We start from the raw sequence: 15,693 nt of genomic DNA on the forward strand, positions 1-15,693 counted from the left end.
TACCACCTCAAGTGTTTCCTGCGAGCAATTCCTTGATTTTCTCAAGACCTTTTTTTTCATAGCTACTCACATGAAAAATTTGTTGTGCTCCTGCTTCACGTAAAAACTGTTCGGCACGCTCCAGCTCTTCCTGTTGATTACACCGATCTACTTTAGTAACAATCCCAATCACTGGTTTAGCAAAGGCGCTAGCAAATTGAACGGGGAACAAACTAGCTTGATCCGTGCAAGCTTGTACGAATCCAATCAAATCACACTCTGCTGAGGTTACGATAAGGGCACGGTAATAATTACGGTTCTCAATATACTCACCAGGCGTATCAATAATATTTTCTACAGTTTCAATCATCTGTGTTTTATGGTAGCTGAGTTTTGTATTCATAAGAGCTTGTGTCAGAGTTGTTTTTCCACAGCCCGTTCTACCCACTAGCATTATGATTTTTCCCATAGCTATGACCTCGTTATCGATGTAGCTGAAAAATGTAAGACTTCAGAGAGCATTTTCAGAACTTCTCGTAGCGCAGATTCCACACTTGAGATATCACCGGTAATGACAAGTGAACCACTGAATCTATCTACGAAACCAATGGAAACATCCGCAGATTTGGTGGCAACATCTGCTGCAATGATGGAAGCCTCGCTTGGCGTGATCGTTAGGATTCCAATCGCTTTGATATTTTCAGAGAGAAGACCCAGCTTTTTATATAGATCGGGATTGGGATTTGCAATCAAGTGGGCTAGAGTCACCTGCTTTCCTGGAACATATTCTTGAATGACACGTTGTTTCTCTTCCATATGCTTCATCACCACACTTCATAGTTATTATGATTGTTAGCTAGACAAAGTATGCTTTAAGTCAAACATGTGTTTATGAAAAAATGGTTAAAATAAATCAAGCTGATAAAAGACAAAATAACACTATGTCTGCTTATTAAAGGAGAAAGCTATGAAATCGGAACCCTACCTTGTGATAGATATAGGATGAGTTGAAAGGAGACAGATATGAATCATTTTCAAATAAAAACGAGCATTCATTTCGGGACAGATGCTTTATCTAGTCTTCAGCGTATAGAGAATAAACGTATTTTCGTGGTAACCGATCCCTTCATGATTAAGTCCGGGATGATTGATAAGGTTAAGCTTCAGCTAGAGGAAAAAAACGAACATATCACCATTTTTCATAATATCGTGCCAGATCCTCCCCTCGAAAACATCGTGAATGGTATACAGGTCATGAGTGCAGCCGATCCTGATGTCGTGATCGCTTTAGGTGGCGGATCAGCAATTGATGCAGCAAAAGCAATTTGTCTGTTTAACAATCGCCTGAATCAAAAAGAAGCGATTACAAAAGAGGTAACATTCATCGCCATTCCAACTACGAGTGGGACTGGTTCTGAGGTAACGAGTTTTTCGGTTGTTACAGATCGGACTAAAAATGTAAAATACCCGCTCGTTTCTGATGAAATGCTCCCAACTGAGGCAATCCTTGACCCGGAGCTCGTAAAAACTGTCCCTCCATTTATAACAGCTGATACCGGAATCGATGTGCTAACGCATGCTCTGGAAGCCTACGTATCTACGCTTTCCTCAGACTTTACGGACGCCTTCTCGGAGAAAGCCATACGACTTGTGTTTGCCTATTTAGAAAAATCATTTCGAAATGGGGAAGATCATCTTTCACGTGAGAAAATGCATAATGCCTCCTGTATAGCCGGACTTGCCTTTAATACAGCCTCATTGGGTATTAGCCACAGTATGGCGCATATTATTGGAGCCAAGTTTCATATTCCTCATGGGAGAAGCAATGGCATCGTGTTGCCGTACGTCATTGAATACAATGCTCACATTAAAGGGTATACAGATCGAAGTTTCAGCATAGCGGCCAGTAAATATGCGGAAATCGCTAAGCTTTTGAATTTGCCCTCCTCCGATACACGAAACGGAGTAAAAAATCTGATTATCGCAGTGAAAAAGCTTCGAAAGGATTTAGGAATGCCCGCGTCTCTAAAAGAAGCAGGAGTAAAAAAAGAGGAGTTTTATCAGGAGCTGGATAGTTTAGCCGAGATAGCTATGAAGGATAAATGTACAATTACAAATCCGCGTTCCCCTAGCATTGGGGATCTAAAGAATCTTTTTGAACAGGCTTTTTTAGGAAATTAGGTATCAATATTAATTTTGCTATTGACAATTTCGAATTGTACCAGTATCATTCACTATAACAATTAAGTCCTCGTTAGGTGAGGCTCCTATACAAACATAGGCCACTGCCCAGAAATATCGAAAGATGCCCATGGGTAGAACAGGAACTGTCGGATTAAGGCTTTTCTTAAGGTGGCTAAGAGATTGTGTTACTCTCTTTACGTTGTATAGTGCCAAAACTCGACTAGGGGGAGCGAAAATGCTTTTTTTGGCTATGCATATTTCCAACCCTCTAGTTATTTCTAGAGGGTTTTTCATTTTGTAAAGGGGGGATTCCACATGGAAGGCAGTCCTAGTAATCAATGTAAACAGCTATATCAATCATCTGTAACAAGAGAGAAGCATATTTTCTATGCCCTTACATGTTTGCTATGCTCTTTTTTTCGCCCTCCTTTACCAACTACGTGGGTGTATTTAAGTATGTGTACATGACATGCGAGTGCATAGAAAAATAGTGCAGCTAGCTCTCTCTTTTACAGGGAGAGTTTTTTTGTGTCTATTTTTCACACTCGGGAGGTACTACCATGAAACAACGTAAACACATTACAAAAGCATCGTTGAACAACGACATTTCTTCTCGTCTCCTTGACGCATCTACCTCGAATATCGATAACCTGATGGAAGCCTTGGCTACATCTATGACAGGATTATCAGAATCTGAGGTCAATAAGAGATTAAATCAATACGGTCAAAATCAAATTGCCCAAGAAAAACAGGCAGCCTGGTACATTCAGCTCCTGTTATGCTTCAAGAATCCATTTATTCTAATATTACTCGGGCTAGATATATTCTCTTATTTTTCAAATGATCTAGAAGCGTCCATCATCATTAGTACGATGGTTTCCATTAGCGTACTTATCACTTTTACCCAGGAGTTCCGTTCCAGACGGACAGCAGAAAAACTAAAAGCGATGGTCAAAACCACTGCAACTGTAACTCGCCAATCCATAAAACAAGAGATCGACATGGAGAAGCTAGTACCAGGAGACATCATTCATCTATCAGCTGGTGATCTTGTTCCAGCAGACGTCCGAATCCTTCATTCTAAAAATCTGATTGTAAGTGAATCGGCTCTCACTGGAGAAGCTTTCCCCGTTGAAAAACAAGCTACTGTTGAACCATCTCTTCACGCATTAGAGTGTTCCAATCTTTGTTATATGGGAACAAATGTGATAAGCGGAGCCGCCACTGCCCTAGTGATATCAACCGGTTCTTCTACTTACTTCGGCTCCATGGCAAAGACATTGGTCGATAAGCGTCCAATGACAAGCTTTGATAAAGGAGTCAACAGTATCACCTTTGTCCTGATTCGCTTTATGCTGATTATGGTCCCTATTATTTTCTTCATTAACGGCTTTACAAAAGGGGATTGGTTGGAAGCCTTTTTCTTTGGATTATCCATCGCTGTTGGCTTAACACCAGAAATGCTTCCGGTTATTGTAACGGCTAATCTATCCAAAGGTGCAATTAGCATGGCACGCAAAAAGGTAGTCGTAAAGAAACTCAATGCGATTCAGAATTTAGGAGCTATGGATATTCTGTGCACCGATAAAACTGGAACACTTACACAAGATAAAATCGTTGTAGAAAAACACGTAGATATCCACGGTAATGATGATGAGAATGTATTGAAATATGCTTATTTGAACAGTTACCATCAAACTGGGTTAAAAAGCTTACTCGATGCTGCCGTCGTAGAGCATGCAATCCATAGTGATGTTACGGGGATCGAGGAAAAGTATCAAAAAATAGATGAAATCCCCTTCGACTTTCATCGTCGTCGGATGTCAGTGGTATTAAAAAATAATGAAGAACGTATTCTCATCTGCAAAGGAGCTGTAGAAGAAATCCTGGATCATTGCTCTCAAGTATCTAGTAACGGACAGCTCATGCCCCTCACATCACAAGTAGCGGATAACATTAAAAAAACGGTGCATGATTTAAACACAGATGGTCTACGTGTCATCGCCGTAACCATCAAGTCTTGTGATTCTCAAGATCATGTGTATAGCATGGAGGACGAAAGTGAATTAATTCTGGTTGGATTCCTCGGATTTTTAGATCCACCAAAGGAAAGTGCCGCAAGCGCCATGCAAAAGCTACATGCTAGCGGGGTCAATGTTAAGGTCCTTACAGGAGATAATGCAGTGGTTGCTCGTAAGGTTTGCACAGACTTAGGCCTGCAGGTTGATCAGGTAATTGTGGGGAGCCAAATTGATGATGTAACGGATGAAATGTTAGCTGATTTAGCCGAAAAGACAACCGTGTTTGCCAAGCTGAATCCGTTACAGAAGGCAAGAATTGTTCGTGTGCTACAATCCAAAGGGCATACGGTAGGGTTTATGGGGGATGGAATCAATGATGCTGCATCCTTGCGCGAAGCAGATGTTGGAATTTCCGTAGATTCAGCAGTCGATATTGCAAAGGAATCAGCAGACATCATATTGTTAGAAAAGAGCTTGTTGGTATTAGAAGATGGAATACTGGAAGGACGTAGAACGTTCGGAAACATTATTAAATATATCAAAATGACAGCTAGCTCCAATTTTGGTAATGTATTTAGCGTATTAGGCTCAAGTGCATTTCTCCCCTTCCTTCCGATGTTACCCATTCATTTATTAATTCAGAATTTATTTTACGATATTTCCCAGCTATCCATTCCTTGGGACAATATGGACAAAAAGTTTTTGCAGACTCCAAGAAAATGGGATGCGAAATCGGTAGGGCGTTTCATGCTTTTCATTGGCCCTATTAGCTCAATCTTCGACTATGCTACTTATTTCGTCATGTATTATGTATTTGCAGCCAATACCATTGCCGACCAATCCTTATTCCAATCCGGCTGGTTTATCGAAGGCTTATTGTCGCAGACGCTTATTGTGCATATGATTCGTACAGAAAAAATCCCATTTATTCAAAGCCGAGCTAGTTTACCCGTTTTACTTTTAACTAGTATCGTGATGATAGCAGGTATCTATATTCCATTCTCTACTTTTGGGGCAAGTGTTGGATTACAGCCGTTACCACTTGAATATTTCCCTTGGCTGGTAGGCATCTTACTTTGCTATGCACTTCTCACCCATCTCATAAAAAAATGGTACATTCGTACTTTTAATGAATGGCTATAAGGTAAGTAAATCATTCTGGCAAAGCTACTTACTTCGCTTTGGGTCCACAGCTACCTGTCATCTGGACCCAAAGCAGATAACCTACCTAGTACGTAAATTATTTACGAATATCATTCATTTGAGGAGCTTCTGGTCATTCATCTATTATGTTAGCAGTAAACGAACGTTTGATGAAAGACAAGCTACACCGGTGCTCCTCTTATGATTTCTTTCTCACTGCCAGAACCACAAACAACCAACCTAACAAGAAACAGACACCACCGATTGGAGTGATAGCACCTAGCATTTTGACTCCTGTTACACATAAGAGATACAAGGAGCCTGAGAAAATGAGAATCCCAGCCAATAAAAAAGTACCAGCCCATTTCAGCATAGCAGTTTCCCCTACTTGCTTCCCTAACAGCCCAACAAATAACAAGCCTAGGGCATGATACATTTGATAACGTACTCCTGTTTCAAAAGTAGCTAAGCTTTTGGCATCTAGCATCTTTTCAAGTACATGAGCACCAAAAGCTCCCAAGGCTACACCTAACAATGCTAGTATAGCGCCTGCTGTTACGTAACGTTTTAGCATAATGTCCCCCTTACTTTTCTCTAACACTTCTCATTTTTTGTCAGAAAGCATGCATGATCCTATCATAGCATCTCTTCTTGTATGGAAAAAACAGAAGGGACCCATAATCCATGGAGAAAGCGTGACGAAAAAAGAAACTGATTTTGGTCAGCTCTCTTGTTTTATGCCTCATAATGTAGTGCATCTCGACATTCGTAAAAGCACCAGTACATCCATTTTACATAGAAAGCGTTTTTTCTGTATACGTAAGGATTAAAAAGTTGATTGTACACAAAAAAGCTGATCAGCAAGTGACACCGATCAGCTTTTTTCCTGATGTCTATTCTTCGCGAATGACTAATAGTACACCAATAAAAATTAATATCGTACCTACCCAAAAAGAGAAACCAATCTGTTCACCTAGTAATAACCACCCTAAAAAAGAACCGACGATTGGCTGGAAAAAGAAAAATAAACCGCCACTTGAAGCATTAAGCAGCTGCAGTCCACGATTCCACAGCAAAAAGGCACATGCAGTCGAGATAAGCCCCAAGTATAAAAGCCCGCCCCAAATAGTTGGATGCGTCATGGTTTGAAAATCAAGCTTAGCTAATCGACCAATCGTAAAAGGGGTTAGAACAACAATCGCAACAAGAATGGCATAGCTCGTTACGACAATTTGTGAATATTGCTCCGGTACACGTTTAATTAGAACAGACATAAGTGACCACGTCAGTGCAGCAATAAGCAGCGATAAGCCCCCAAGCTGGTGAGACGAATCAATATGTCCATTTCCAACAATAATACAAACTCCAATCGTTGCTAAAAAAATAGAGATTGCCTTTTTATACGTAATTTTTTCTTTTAAAAAAATACGTGCAAATAGCACCATAAATGCAGGTGTGGTTGAAGTGATAATGGCCCCTGTTTGTGCAGTAGAAAGCATCGTACCAACTTCCTGAGTCACGATTGAGAGGGTATTTCCAATAAGGCCAATGATGATAATTAATGGCCAGTCTCGTTTTTCAATCCGCCATGATTGTTTTGTTATAACGCCGATCATTAGCAATGCACACATGGCAATTACATAGCGAAACCATACTAATTCAAGTGGTGGCACGAGGTCTACCACTGCTTTTACAACAACATACATCCCGCCCCAAATGCTAGCAGCGAGTGATAAATATAAAGAACCTAATAATTTTTTCATGTTGTACCCTCCGTTTTAGATGGACAATTCTGTCCTTAACGGAGATGGAATTATTCTACCGTTAAGGAAGAATAACTACAGGTACATCATTTTCAAATAATGGTGACCACATCATCAGCTAACAACTCCCTTTCAAAACGTTTAGCTTATCGTACAATACTTTTGTTGCGGATGGAACCCGGAATTATCAGTAATCCTCTTCATTTGAGGTGTTCCTTATGTTACGATTGATGTAGTCCTCCTTTAGTAACCCATATATCTCCAAATCAACTACACCTTTACCAGACCATAAAAAAGCTTGTCTTACTAACCCTTCTTTTATAAATCCATTTTTTACGATAACTTTCTTTGAAGTCTGATTTGCAGGCATGATCTCTGCTTGGATTCTATTAACATCAACCTCTTCAAATAAAAATCTTACTAATTCCGCAACAGATTCAGTTGCAATACCTTTTCCCCAGTATTCCTCTGCCAAAAAATAACCAATCGAAACCATATTCACTTTTTGATTAAAATCCATACATTCCATAATTCCAACCAGCTTACTCGCTTCACTTTTTTGAAAAATCCCCCATTTAATTCTGCTTTTCTTATGATAATCTCTATCAAAATGGTCAATCATTTTCCTTACAGTTTGTAAATTATGCTTAGGAATAATCCCACAATATGTAAACACTTTATCATTGTCGTAGATTGTAAAGACCTCTTGTAAATGCTCCTGTTCTATTTTTTTCAATATGAAATGATCAGACTCCAATACTGGAAAATCCCCAAAAATCTTTCCAAAATTCATTTTATTCTTCTCTACATAGATTTTTATTTGATTGGTATATATATTTTCATTTTCATTTCATTTGGATATATGGAGTTCAAGACATCTGTAATCTCAAAATCCGGCCCATCTCCTCTCTCATATTTGGAGTTAAGTAACCATGTACCATAAATGTATCTTCTCGTATTTTGGACTAATTCAGCGGGTCCATTGACCTTGAATTTAGCATATTTACCCTCCGGAATTTCAAGATTCACAAAACCCTTTTCTAATGTTGTATTCATCTCCTTCACTTCTTCACCAATAATAAAAGAAAAATGACCTTCATCATGAAAATTTGTCGATATACCAAATGACATAATAGGTGAACTTCTTCTAGGTATCTTATGATAATATCTGTTTTTCCCAAAATCTATATAGAATGTAGGAATTTCCTTAAAATATTGTTCATGATTTAAACTCGTTTTGTACTCATAACCAATAATATGTTTCTTATTTAAAACAACAATTTCAGGTTTATTCATAATTAGATCACCTATCATCTTATTTTTGTAATCCAAAAAGTTAATTTTTTTTGTTGTTTTATAATAGTTCCCCCTCTTCGATAGTTAGCTGGGGTCAATCCAAAATGATTTACAAATGCCCGGGTAAATGCTTCCTGGGAACCATATTGAAAAAATAACGCTATTTCCAATATGTTCTTTCGTGTTTCCTTCAGTAATACAGCCGCTTCTGAAAGTCTTCTGCTTCTTATATACTCCTGTACAGAAAAACCTGTAATGGCTTGAAAAATTCGTTGGAAATGAAACGCTGAAAAACAAGATTTCGAGGAAATTTCAGTAATTTTTACTTCCCCTTGTAGATTTTTTTCGATAAATTCAATTGAATCTTGTATTCTTTCGAAATAATCCATTCGTCAACACCTCTTGGATATTAATCATACACTTCCTGTAAAAAATATTTTTGATAACTTGTGCTATCTTTCAAGGTAAGGGGATTCTTTTTTTATGTAAAATAAAATGGACCCTCTAGGGCTTCCTAGAGGGTATTGTGTGCATAAATAAAGGCTCTATCTCATTGTAAAAGTATCGACTTAGCAAATAAACTGTCATCCATAGACCCTTGGGTCCATATCAAGAATACTCTTTTTAGTCTTGATTTAAGTATGGAGCCTTTATCTTAATGAAATCAATTTCCCCTTTTTTCGTAATATCTATAACAGCTACGGTTCCATCCTTTTTCTCCATAATGTAAGAACTATACTTATGTTTATTTTCTCTGTATGCTGACTTGAAGTCATTGCCATCCATTCCAAAAACCTTCTCCAAAATTATTTTAGCTTTTGTCGTTACTTCAGAACTCGATATTTCTTTATCTGGTAAATGAAAATCTCTGGAGGTTAAGTGCAAACTATAAACCCGACCTGTCTTTACTCCCATAGTGATACTATCACCATCTACAGTCTCAAATCTCCAAACATCTGTTTTGTAACTACTTCCATCCCCTCGCAACGTTTCGTTTGAACGTACAGCTTCTCGTAACTGAGAAATTATCCCGACGGAATCTAATGCTTTCTTAGCAATATTAGCATGCTTCTGATCTGCATACTTCGCATTCATGCGAATATGGTACTCCTTCATTTTTCCTGTAGATAAATCGATCTCTATGAAGTTGGGGTTACCGTTGTAGTTAAGTGTAAAGAAACTTGCTGTATGCTCTTTAGTTTCTTCTCTATTATCATTGGTAATGTTCACTCTATTAAATTTCATTGCGTTCTCATTAATTTGTTTTACATAGGATTGAACAATTTGGATCTGGTCGCTACGTAAATCATTGAATGGAAGAAATATTTTCGCATTGAATATTCGACCTGTTTTTTCTTCTAGTTCGACAGTAGCACTTCCACCTTCAATTGACCAATCAAAAGATAAAATTACTCTCCTATCCAATCCTTTTACTAATTCAAATTTTTTTATCTTCTCTAGTTTAAATTGTTTTCCATTTTTCAACAATCGATTCACTTCATTTTTTGCAGTTGATAAAAAAGTAGGATTAATCTGCTTTTCATCTACTACTCTCTGGTTTTCATATGTAACATGCATCTTATGTTTATCTTCAGAAGCCCATACGGGTGATGAGAAAAGTAAACTTGTTACAAATAGCGGGAAAACGATTTTCTTCATTTTTTCATTTCTTCCTTTCTACACTGTTACTTTTTATATGGCAAAATTGTAATCCGACCACCGCCATGTAGCGCCGCAACGTAAGCCGGGAGAGGCAGTACTTGATTTTCCATAGCCTTAAACTCATAGCGTTAAAAACCATTTCCTTCAAAACGTCCTAAGAAGCTGATGCCTAGATTATGAAGCATTAAGTTTTTATTTCCTCATCCTACCTAACCCTAACAATTAATATAATACCAAATTTTACGAAAATACAGGATAAAGTCTAATCATTGTTTCTCCTTGATTTAACCTTCCTGCAAAATTATTTGATAGATAAACTCATCAGGATTTGCTTACCAACTGGACCAGTTTTTCAAAGAACCTAACTGCTTGTCCATTGTTAGTTATGACAATGCCATACTCCCCATCTGTTGTATTTAAAATTTCTTTTGGAAGTTCAGAAAATTGAAGTTGCTCCTCAGGGAGATCAGACGCCTCTAGTTCATTTGCATATTTTTAAGCTCTAATGTAACAGTAATTATATTTTCCAAAGCAATCCCCGCCTTTAATTTCTGAATTTTATCTAATTTTATTGTACCACAAGACAAGAACGTATGTACTGTTTTTTATTCTTATCACCTGCTTTTAAAAGTCGGTTTCTTTCATGCATGGATGCCCTTGTCGAATCCTTTGACGAGTATTTAAATGAAAATGACATTCGATATAAAGATTGCAAAAGAAAAATCGTTTCCTTATTTCTTAGGAAACGACTTTCCTCATTTTATCTCACCTGTATTTTTCTTTATGAATTTGTAAAAAGATAGGTACATGTTTCGTTTCCCTGACAAGCTTATAACGGGTATGTTCATAGCTAGGCATTAGCGGTTTTTTAGTGATCCGAAAAGTTGATTTATTTTTTGTAGTTTTCTTATTATTCTAGGCGTTGGATAGTTAGAAAAGCCCCTTCTATACCGTTTCCCAAAAAACTAACGGCGACATTATCACCCATTACCTGAAGGGTAATTTTATCTCCTTTGATTAAGTTTTCCTGAGTTTCAGCCCCAAACGTATTTGTCTGTTTCCCTCCACTTTTAGAGGTATTAATTTCAACTGTATTATTTCTTACTAATCGGGTAATAAGAGTCAAAGAACTGGACGTGGTGATGCTATATCTGAGAATATAACGTCCATCTTCTGGAACGATGAAGGCTCTGTTCGCATCTTCAACTGTGAAACTATCCAATTTTTGATTGTCAGGAAGAGGGAGATTTATCCCTTCTGGTGGTACAACAATAACAAAGGGATTAGTAGGTGGAGTTAAAGTGGCAGTCATCGTGTTGATGTTTAGATTTGGTCCTATTGCTCCTGTTGGACCTGGTGCTCCTGTTTGCCCCATTGATCCGGTAATTCCTGTCGCCCCTGTTGGTCCTGTCGCTCCCGTTTGACCAGGAGGACTAAAAATTCCTAATTGTGTTGAACCTGTCCATCCTGTGTCCCCTACGTCTCCAGTAGAGCCAGTTGCCCCTGTTTCTCCTGTTTCTCCGGTAGATCCTGTTACCCCTGTTGTCCCAGTTGCTCCAGTAAGTCCCGTTGCCCCCGTTGTTCCAGTTGCTCCGGTAGATCCCGTTGCCCCCGTTGTTCCAGTTGCTCCAGTAAGTCCCGTTGCCCCCGTTGTTCCAGTTGATCCGGTAGGTCCCGTTGCTCCTGTTTTTCCCCGTATAAATGTACAACAAAATGTAGAAGATGTGGAGGATAAATGACATGAACGCTTAATGTGTATTGGATTTTTTTTAGCAAACTCATCGAGATCAGTATGTTTAATTTCATCCCATATTCTTTTTATATCGTGTAATTCTTTCACGATCTACACCTCACTTTTTATCTCAAGATATTCTACACATAGGAAATACTCTTGTACAAAAAGAACCCTAGCTTAAAATGGTTGTTTTATACAGTAAGTAGTACAACTATCTGCAATTAAAAGATATCTTCTTTTACAAAATTATGCACTATCTCATATATAACTAAGACTAAGTAGTTTGCTGTTTTTGTTCCACTGTTAATCACTGTTTGTGATATTATTAGCTAGATTGACCTTCAATCAATACAATTAACTTAACTGAATAGTCATAATTAGTTTCATATCCTTCCTTATGCTTAACATGGCATCTCAAACATCACAACTTCTATAAAATAATGGTCTTCATTAAAAATATATCATTTTAATTCTTTTATAATATATGCAGTTTGATTCCTCTTTTCAAATAATCGTTTATAGAAGAAAAATCGTTTCCACATGTCTTAGGAGACGATTTTTCTTCATTTCACCCTTGTTTTAGCTCATGTTGCCAATCGTGTCATTTATCAAGCTCGTAATTGATAGATTTTTGAGATTTCCAATATCTCAAGCTCTTTAGCATGTTCACTCGAAGCATATAACGTGATCTGCTAAACTAGCATCTAAAATTTTTGATTATTCTAGACGTTGAATGGTTAGAAAAGCCCCTTGTATACCGTTTCCAGCGAAATTAAGAATAACATTTTCTCCCATCACCTGAAGAGAAATCTTATCTCCTTTTATTAAGTTTTCCTGAGTTTCTGCAGCAAACTTATCAGTTAATTTCCCCCCACTTTTAGAGGCGTTAATTTCAACTGTGTTATTCCTTACTAATCTGGTAATAAGAGTAAAAGAATCGATTGAGGTGATGCTATATCTGAGTGTATAACGTCCATCTTCTGGAACTATGAAAGCTCTGTTCTCATCCACAGCGATAAAACCATCTAACTTTTGATTGTTAGGCAAAGGAAGATTTATCCCTTCCGGCGGTACAAAGATAACAAAAGGACTAGTCGGGGGTGTTAAAGTAGCAGTCATGGAATTGGCACTTATATTTGTCCCTGTTGCTCCGGTCTCTCCTGTCGCACCAGTAGGTCCGGTTGCTCCTGTTTCTCCTGTGGCTCCTGTAGGCCCAGTTTCCCCCATTGGCCCTGTATTTCCTGTGGCTCCAGTAGGTCCCGTTGCTCCTGTTTCTCCGGTAGGTCCCGTTTCCCCTGTTTCTCCGGTAGGTCCTGTGGCTCCTGTGGCTCCGGTAAGTCCCGTTGTTCCTGCGGCTCCAGTAGGTCCCGTTGCTCCTGTTACCCCGGTAGGTCCCGTTGCTCCAGTGGGTCCCGTTGTACCTGTGGCTCCGGTAGCCCCCGTTGCTCCTGTGGCTCCAGTGGGTCCCGTTGCTCCTGTTTTTCCACGTATAAATGTCCAACAAAATGTAGACGATGAAGAAGACATACCATATGGACTCTTCATGTATATTGGATTTTTCCTAGTAAACTCTTCAAGATCGGTATTTACAACTTCGTCCCATATTCTTTTTATATCGTGTAGTTCTTTCACTATTCACACCTCGCTTTTACTACCAAGATATTCAATGCCTAAGGAATTTTCTTGTACAAACAGTACCTCGTCTTAAAAATTGGCACTTTTCTAAAAAACACTTCTTTATCAGGTTTTCTCTAACGTAAGACGTACTGTTTAAGACTTTCTACATTAACAACATCTTCTACAGTCATCCATCAAAAATCCTCATCGTTTCTATCTTGACTCATTTAATTTATGTAACAGTGCTTTCAAACTTATCTACCCATCTTATCTTCTAGCGGATCCTATCATGCCTTTACTCTCTTTTGTCTCTTTCTATCGGACAATTGAAAGGCATAGTCATACTGTAGAGGGTCAAATAATCTTTGACAAAATTCAGCTAGCTCATCCTCATCAATAATAGGTTTCTCGATCGTTTCTAATCTTCATGAAGCTACTGGAACATCTTTGATTTAGGCAAAATAAATTTTGTTAGTCCTTAGTCATTTTTTTAAAAATAATCATTGTGGCAAGAGATATATGATAGAAAAGTAGTGATCCACCTATATAAACAATATAAGCTTTATAGCAACTTATTTTTTGTAGAATATCCCCTTTAGTTAATCCGAAGAAAATCAAGGCTATGGAAATACCTGCTAACGAATATAATCCAAGATGTACAAAATAAAGCTTACTTTTGTTCGATATTCCCATTCTATTTGTAATAAAATCGATTAAGATCGTGCATGGAATTCCAATAAGCAAAAATATCGGAATGGAATACACTAGATAGATGATCACTAGAGTTATAAAAGGAAAATAATAGGTATTTGGCTTGCGTACTATCATTGGGGTATATTCTGCTACTGCAACAACTAGACAAAAAAGCATTGCTGTAACGACCCCAGCAAAGATTCTATGTAGCATTGCACTTCCTCCCTTTTTACTAGCCTACTAATAGTTCCTATTCATTAGTTTTACTATGGTGAAAAAACTGTGGTTGAAGGGCTCCCAGTCTTTCAGTCTTTCAGTCTTTCAGTCTTCAAGATTTCAAGATTTTAAGATTTCAAGCTCTGATGCTCCTCAAATTGTCGCGAAAGTCTCTGCTACCTTTTTTCGTTTTTATGTAACAAATAAACAAAATTTATAAGCCCAAATTATATATTAAAATAAAAATCCCGTAACGCAACAAAATAAACTTACTTTTATGATTTTTCAATAAATTTATGGAAGCTAGGTTTTATTAAAAAGCACTTCAGCTCAAAAAATAAGTCTCCTTTGTCTAGTTTCATGTATACTAAGTATAGAATATACCGAAAATACTAACATTTAATCAGGAGGGTACATATGCAACATTTCATCTGCACTACCTGCGGAGTTCAATATTCTAAAAGCAAGGAAGCCCCGCTTTTTTGCCGTATTTGTAAGGAGGAAAGACAATTTGTGAATCCTCTTGGGCAGGCATGGACAACTCTCGGGGAGCTACAGCAAAATGCAGACTATACGAATGAAATTGCAAAAAAAGAAGACGGATTATTCAGTATTACGACAAAGCCAAAGTTTGCTATAGGACAGAATGCGTATCTCTTACAAAGTCATGGGTTTCAGCTTTTATGGGACTGTATTACCTATTTGGATCAATCAACCATTGAGCAAATACAGGGTCTAGGTGGTATCCAAGCAATTGCTCTTTCCCATCCACATTATTACTCTACTCAGGTAGAATGGGCTGAAGCCTTTAACGTACCCGTCTATGTGCATGAAGATGATAGAGAATGGATCACTCGTCCTAGTGAGCATATCGTGTATTGGTCAGGAGAATCTCATAGCATAACGGATCAATTGACTATTCATCGCTTAGGCGGACATTTTAAAGGCGGGTCTGTCTTACACTGGAAGGATGGGAATAACGGAAAAGGTGTTCTTTTAACAGGAGACATCATTCAAGTAGTGGCAGACAATTCTTGGGTGAGCTTTATGTATAGCTATCCGAATTTAATTCCATTACCAGCTAAAAAAGTAAGAGAAATAGCCGATAAAGTACAGGGTTTACCATTTAATCGTTTATATAACGCGTTTCATGGAATCGTTGCCGAAAATGCTAATGAATCCGTACAAAAATCTGCAAAACGCTATATCGAGGCTTTAGAAGGAAGCTTATTTGAAACCTGATACATTCATATAAAAATGGAATACAAGCAAGACTGTTGGGATTGCCAGCCTTGCTTATTTGTTTTTTTGACAAAATAGAGGAACCTAAAGCTTTCACATAACACCTAGCTTATTTTTTCCTAAAATATGCACTAAGGTTTTA

At 38.0% G+C, this 15,693-nt stretch carries 12 protein-coding genes, 1 pseudogene and 1 riboswitch; of the genes and pseudogenes, 3 read left to right on the forward strand and 10 right to left on the reverse strand.

Annotated elements, in window-relative coordinates:
- Positions 1-7: 7 nt before the first annotated feature.
- The gene (locus BRLA_RS12335; RefSeq protein WP_003336339.1) at positions 8-448 is read right to left on the reverse strand and encodes a EutP/PduV family microcompartment system protein; all 441 of its coding nucleotides are present in this window, start codon (positions 446-448) and stop codon (positions 8-10) included.
- Positions 449-450: 2 nt separating this feature from the next.
- A complete protein-coding gene (locus BRLA_RS12340; protein WP_003339475.1) occupies positions 451-804 on the reverse strand; it encodes a BMC domain-containing protein in 354 nt (117 codons plus the stop codon).
- Between the two features lie 198 nt (positions 805-1,002).
- Here BRLA_RS12340 and BRLA_RS12345 point away from each other — a divergent pair, with 198 nt between their 5' ends.
- Positions 1,003-2,160 (forward strand): 1-propanol dehydrogenase PduQ, encoded by a 1,158-nt coding sequence (locus BRLA_RS12345; protein WP_003336337.1) that lies wholly within the window; start codon positions 1,003-1,005, stop codon positions 2,158-2,160.
- A gap of 62 nt (positions 2,161-2,222) precedes the next feature.
- Positions 2,223-2,398, forward strand: a riboswitch (M-box (ykoK) riboswitch).
- A 325-nt stretch (positions 2,399-2,723) separates the two neighbouring features.
- Entirely contained in the window at positions 2,724-5,327 is a 2,604-nt protein-coding gene (gene mgtA, locus BRLA_RS12350; protein WP_003336336.1) for a magnesium-translocating P-type ATPase, read from the forward strand.
- A 199-nt stretch (positions 5,328-5,526) separates the two neighbouring features.
- Here the strand turns inward: mgtA and BRLA_RS12355 are convergent, their stop codons facing one another.
- From BRLA_RS12355 to BRLA_RS12395, 8 genes and pseudogenes are all read right to left on the reverse strand, one after another.
- Positions 5,527-5,901 carry a DUF423 domain-containing protein gene (locus tag BRLA_RS12355; RefSeq protein WP_003336335.1) on the reverse strand — a complete coding sequence of 125 codons (375 nt, stop codon included), beginning with the start codon at positions 5,899-5,901 and terminating at the stop codon, positions 5,527-5,529.
- A gap of 319 nt (positions 5,902-6,220) precedes the next feature.
- Positions 6,221-7,090, reverse strand: a complete 870-nt coding sequence (locus BRLA_RS12360; protein WP_003336334.1) for a DMT family transporter — start codon at positions 7,088-7,090, stop codon at positions 6,221-6,223.
- A 187-nt stretch (positions 7,091-7,277) separates the two neighbouring features.
- Complete coding sequence (locus BRLA_RS12365; protein WP_041752181.1) at positions 7,278-7,883, reverse strand: GNAT family N-acetyltransferase; 606 nt, start codon at positions 7,881-7,883, stop codon at positions 7,278-7,280.
- 23 nt (positions 7,884-7,906) lie between these two features.
- A pseudogene (locus tag BRLA_RS12370) lies at positions 7,907-8,775 on the reverse strand (AraC family transcriptional regulator).
- 235 nt (positions 8,776-9,010) lie between these two features.
- On the reverse strand, positions 9,011-10,045 hold the full coding sequence (locus BRLA_RS12375; protein WP_003336329.1) for a hypothetical protein: 1,035 nt from the start codon (positions 10,043-10,045) through the stop codon (positions 9,011-9,013).
- 913 nt (positions 10,046-10,958) lie between these two features.
- Positions 10,959-11,801, reverse strand: coding sequence for a BclA C-terminal domain-containing protein (locus tag BRLA_RS24980; protein ID WP_425304190.1), 843 nt, complete (start codon positions 11,799-11,801; stop codon positions 10,959-10,961).
- Positions 11,802-12,500: 699 nt separating this feature from the next.
- Positions 12,501-13,415 (reverse strand): collagen-like protein, encoded by a 915-nt coding sequence (locus BRLA_RS22820; RefSeq protein WP_003336326.1) that lies wholly within the window; start codon positions 13,413-13,415, stop codon positions 12,501-12,503.
- A 456-nt stretch (positions 13,416-13,871) separates the two neighbouring features.
- A complete protein-coding gene (locus BRLA_RS12395; protein ID WP_003336325.1) occupies positions 13,872-14,306 on the reverse strand; it encodes a hypothetical protein in 435 nt (144 codons plus the stop codon).
- A 420-nt stretch (positions 14,307-14,726) separates the two neighbouring features.
- Here BRLA_RS12395 and BRLA_RS12400 point away from each other — a divergent pair, with 420 nt between their 5' ends.
- Positions 14,727-15,551, forward strand: coding sequence for an MBL fold metallo-hydrolase (locus BRLA_RS12400; protein ID WP_003336324.1), 825 nt, complete (start codon positions 14,727-14,729; stop codon positions 15,549-15,551).
- Positions 15,552-15,693 lie beyond the last annotated feature (142 nt).

The organism is Brevibacillus laterosporus LMG 15441 (genome assembly GCF_000219535.2).
Taxonomy (GTDB): domain Bacteria; phylum Bacillota; class Bacilli; order Brevibacillales; family Brevibacillaceae; genus Brevibacillus_B; species Brevibacillus_B halotolerans.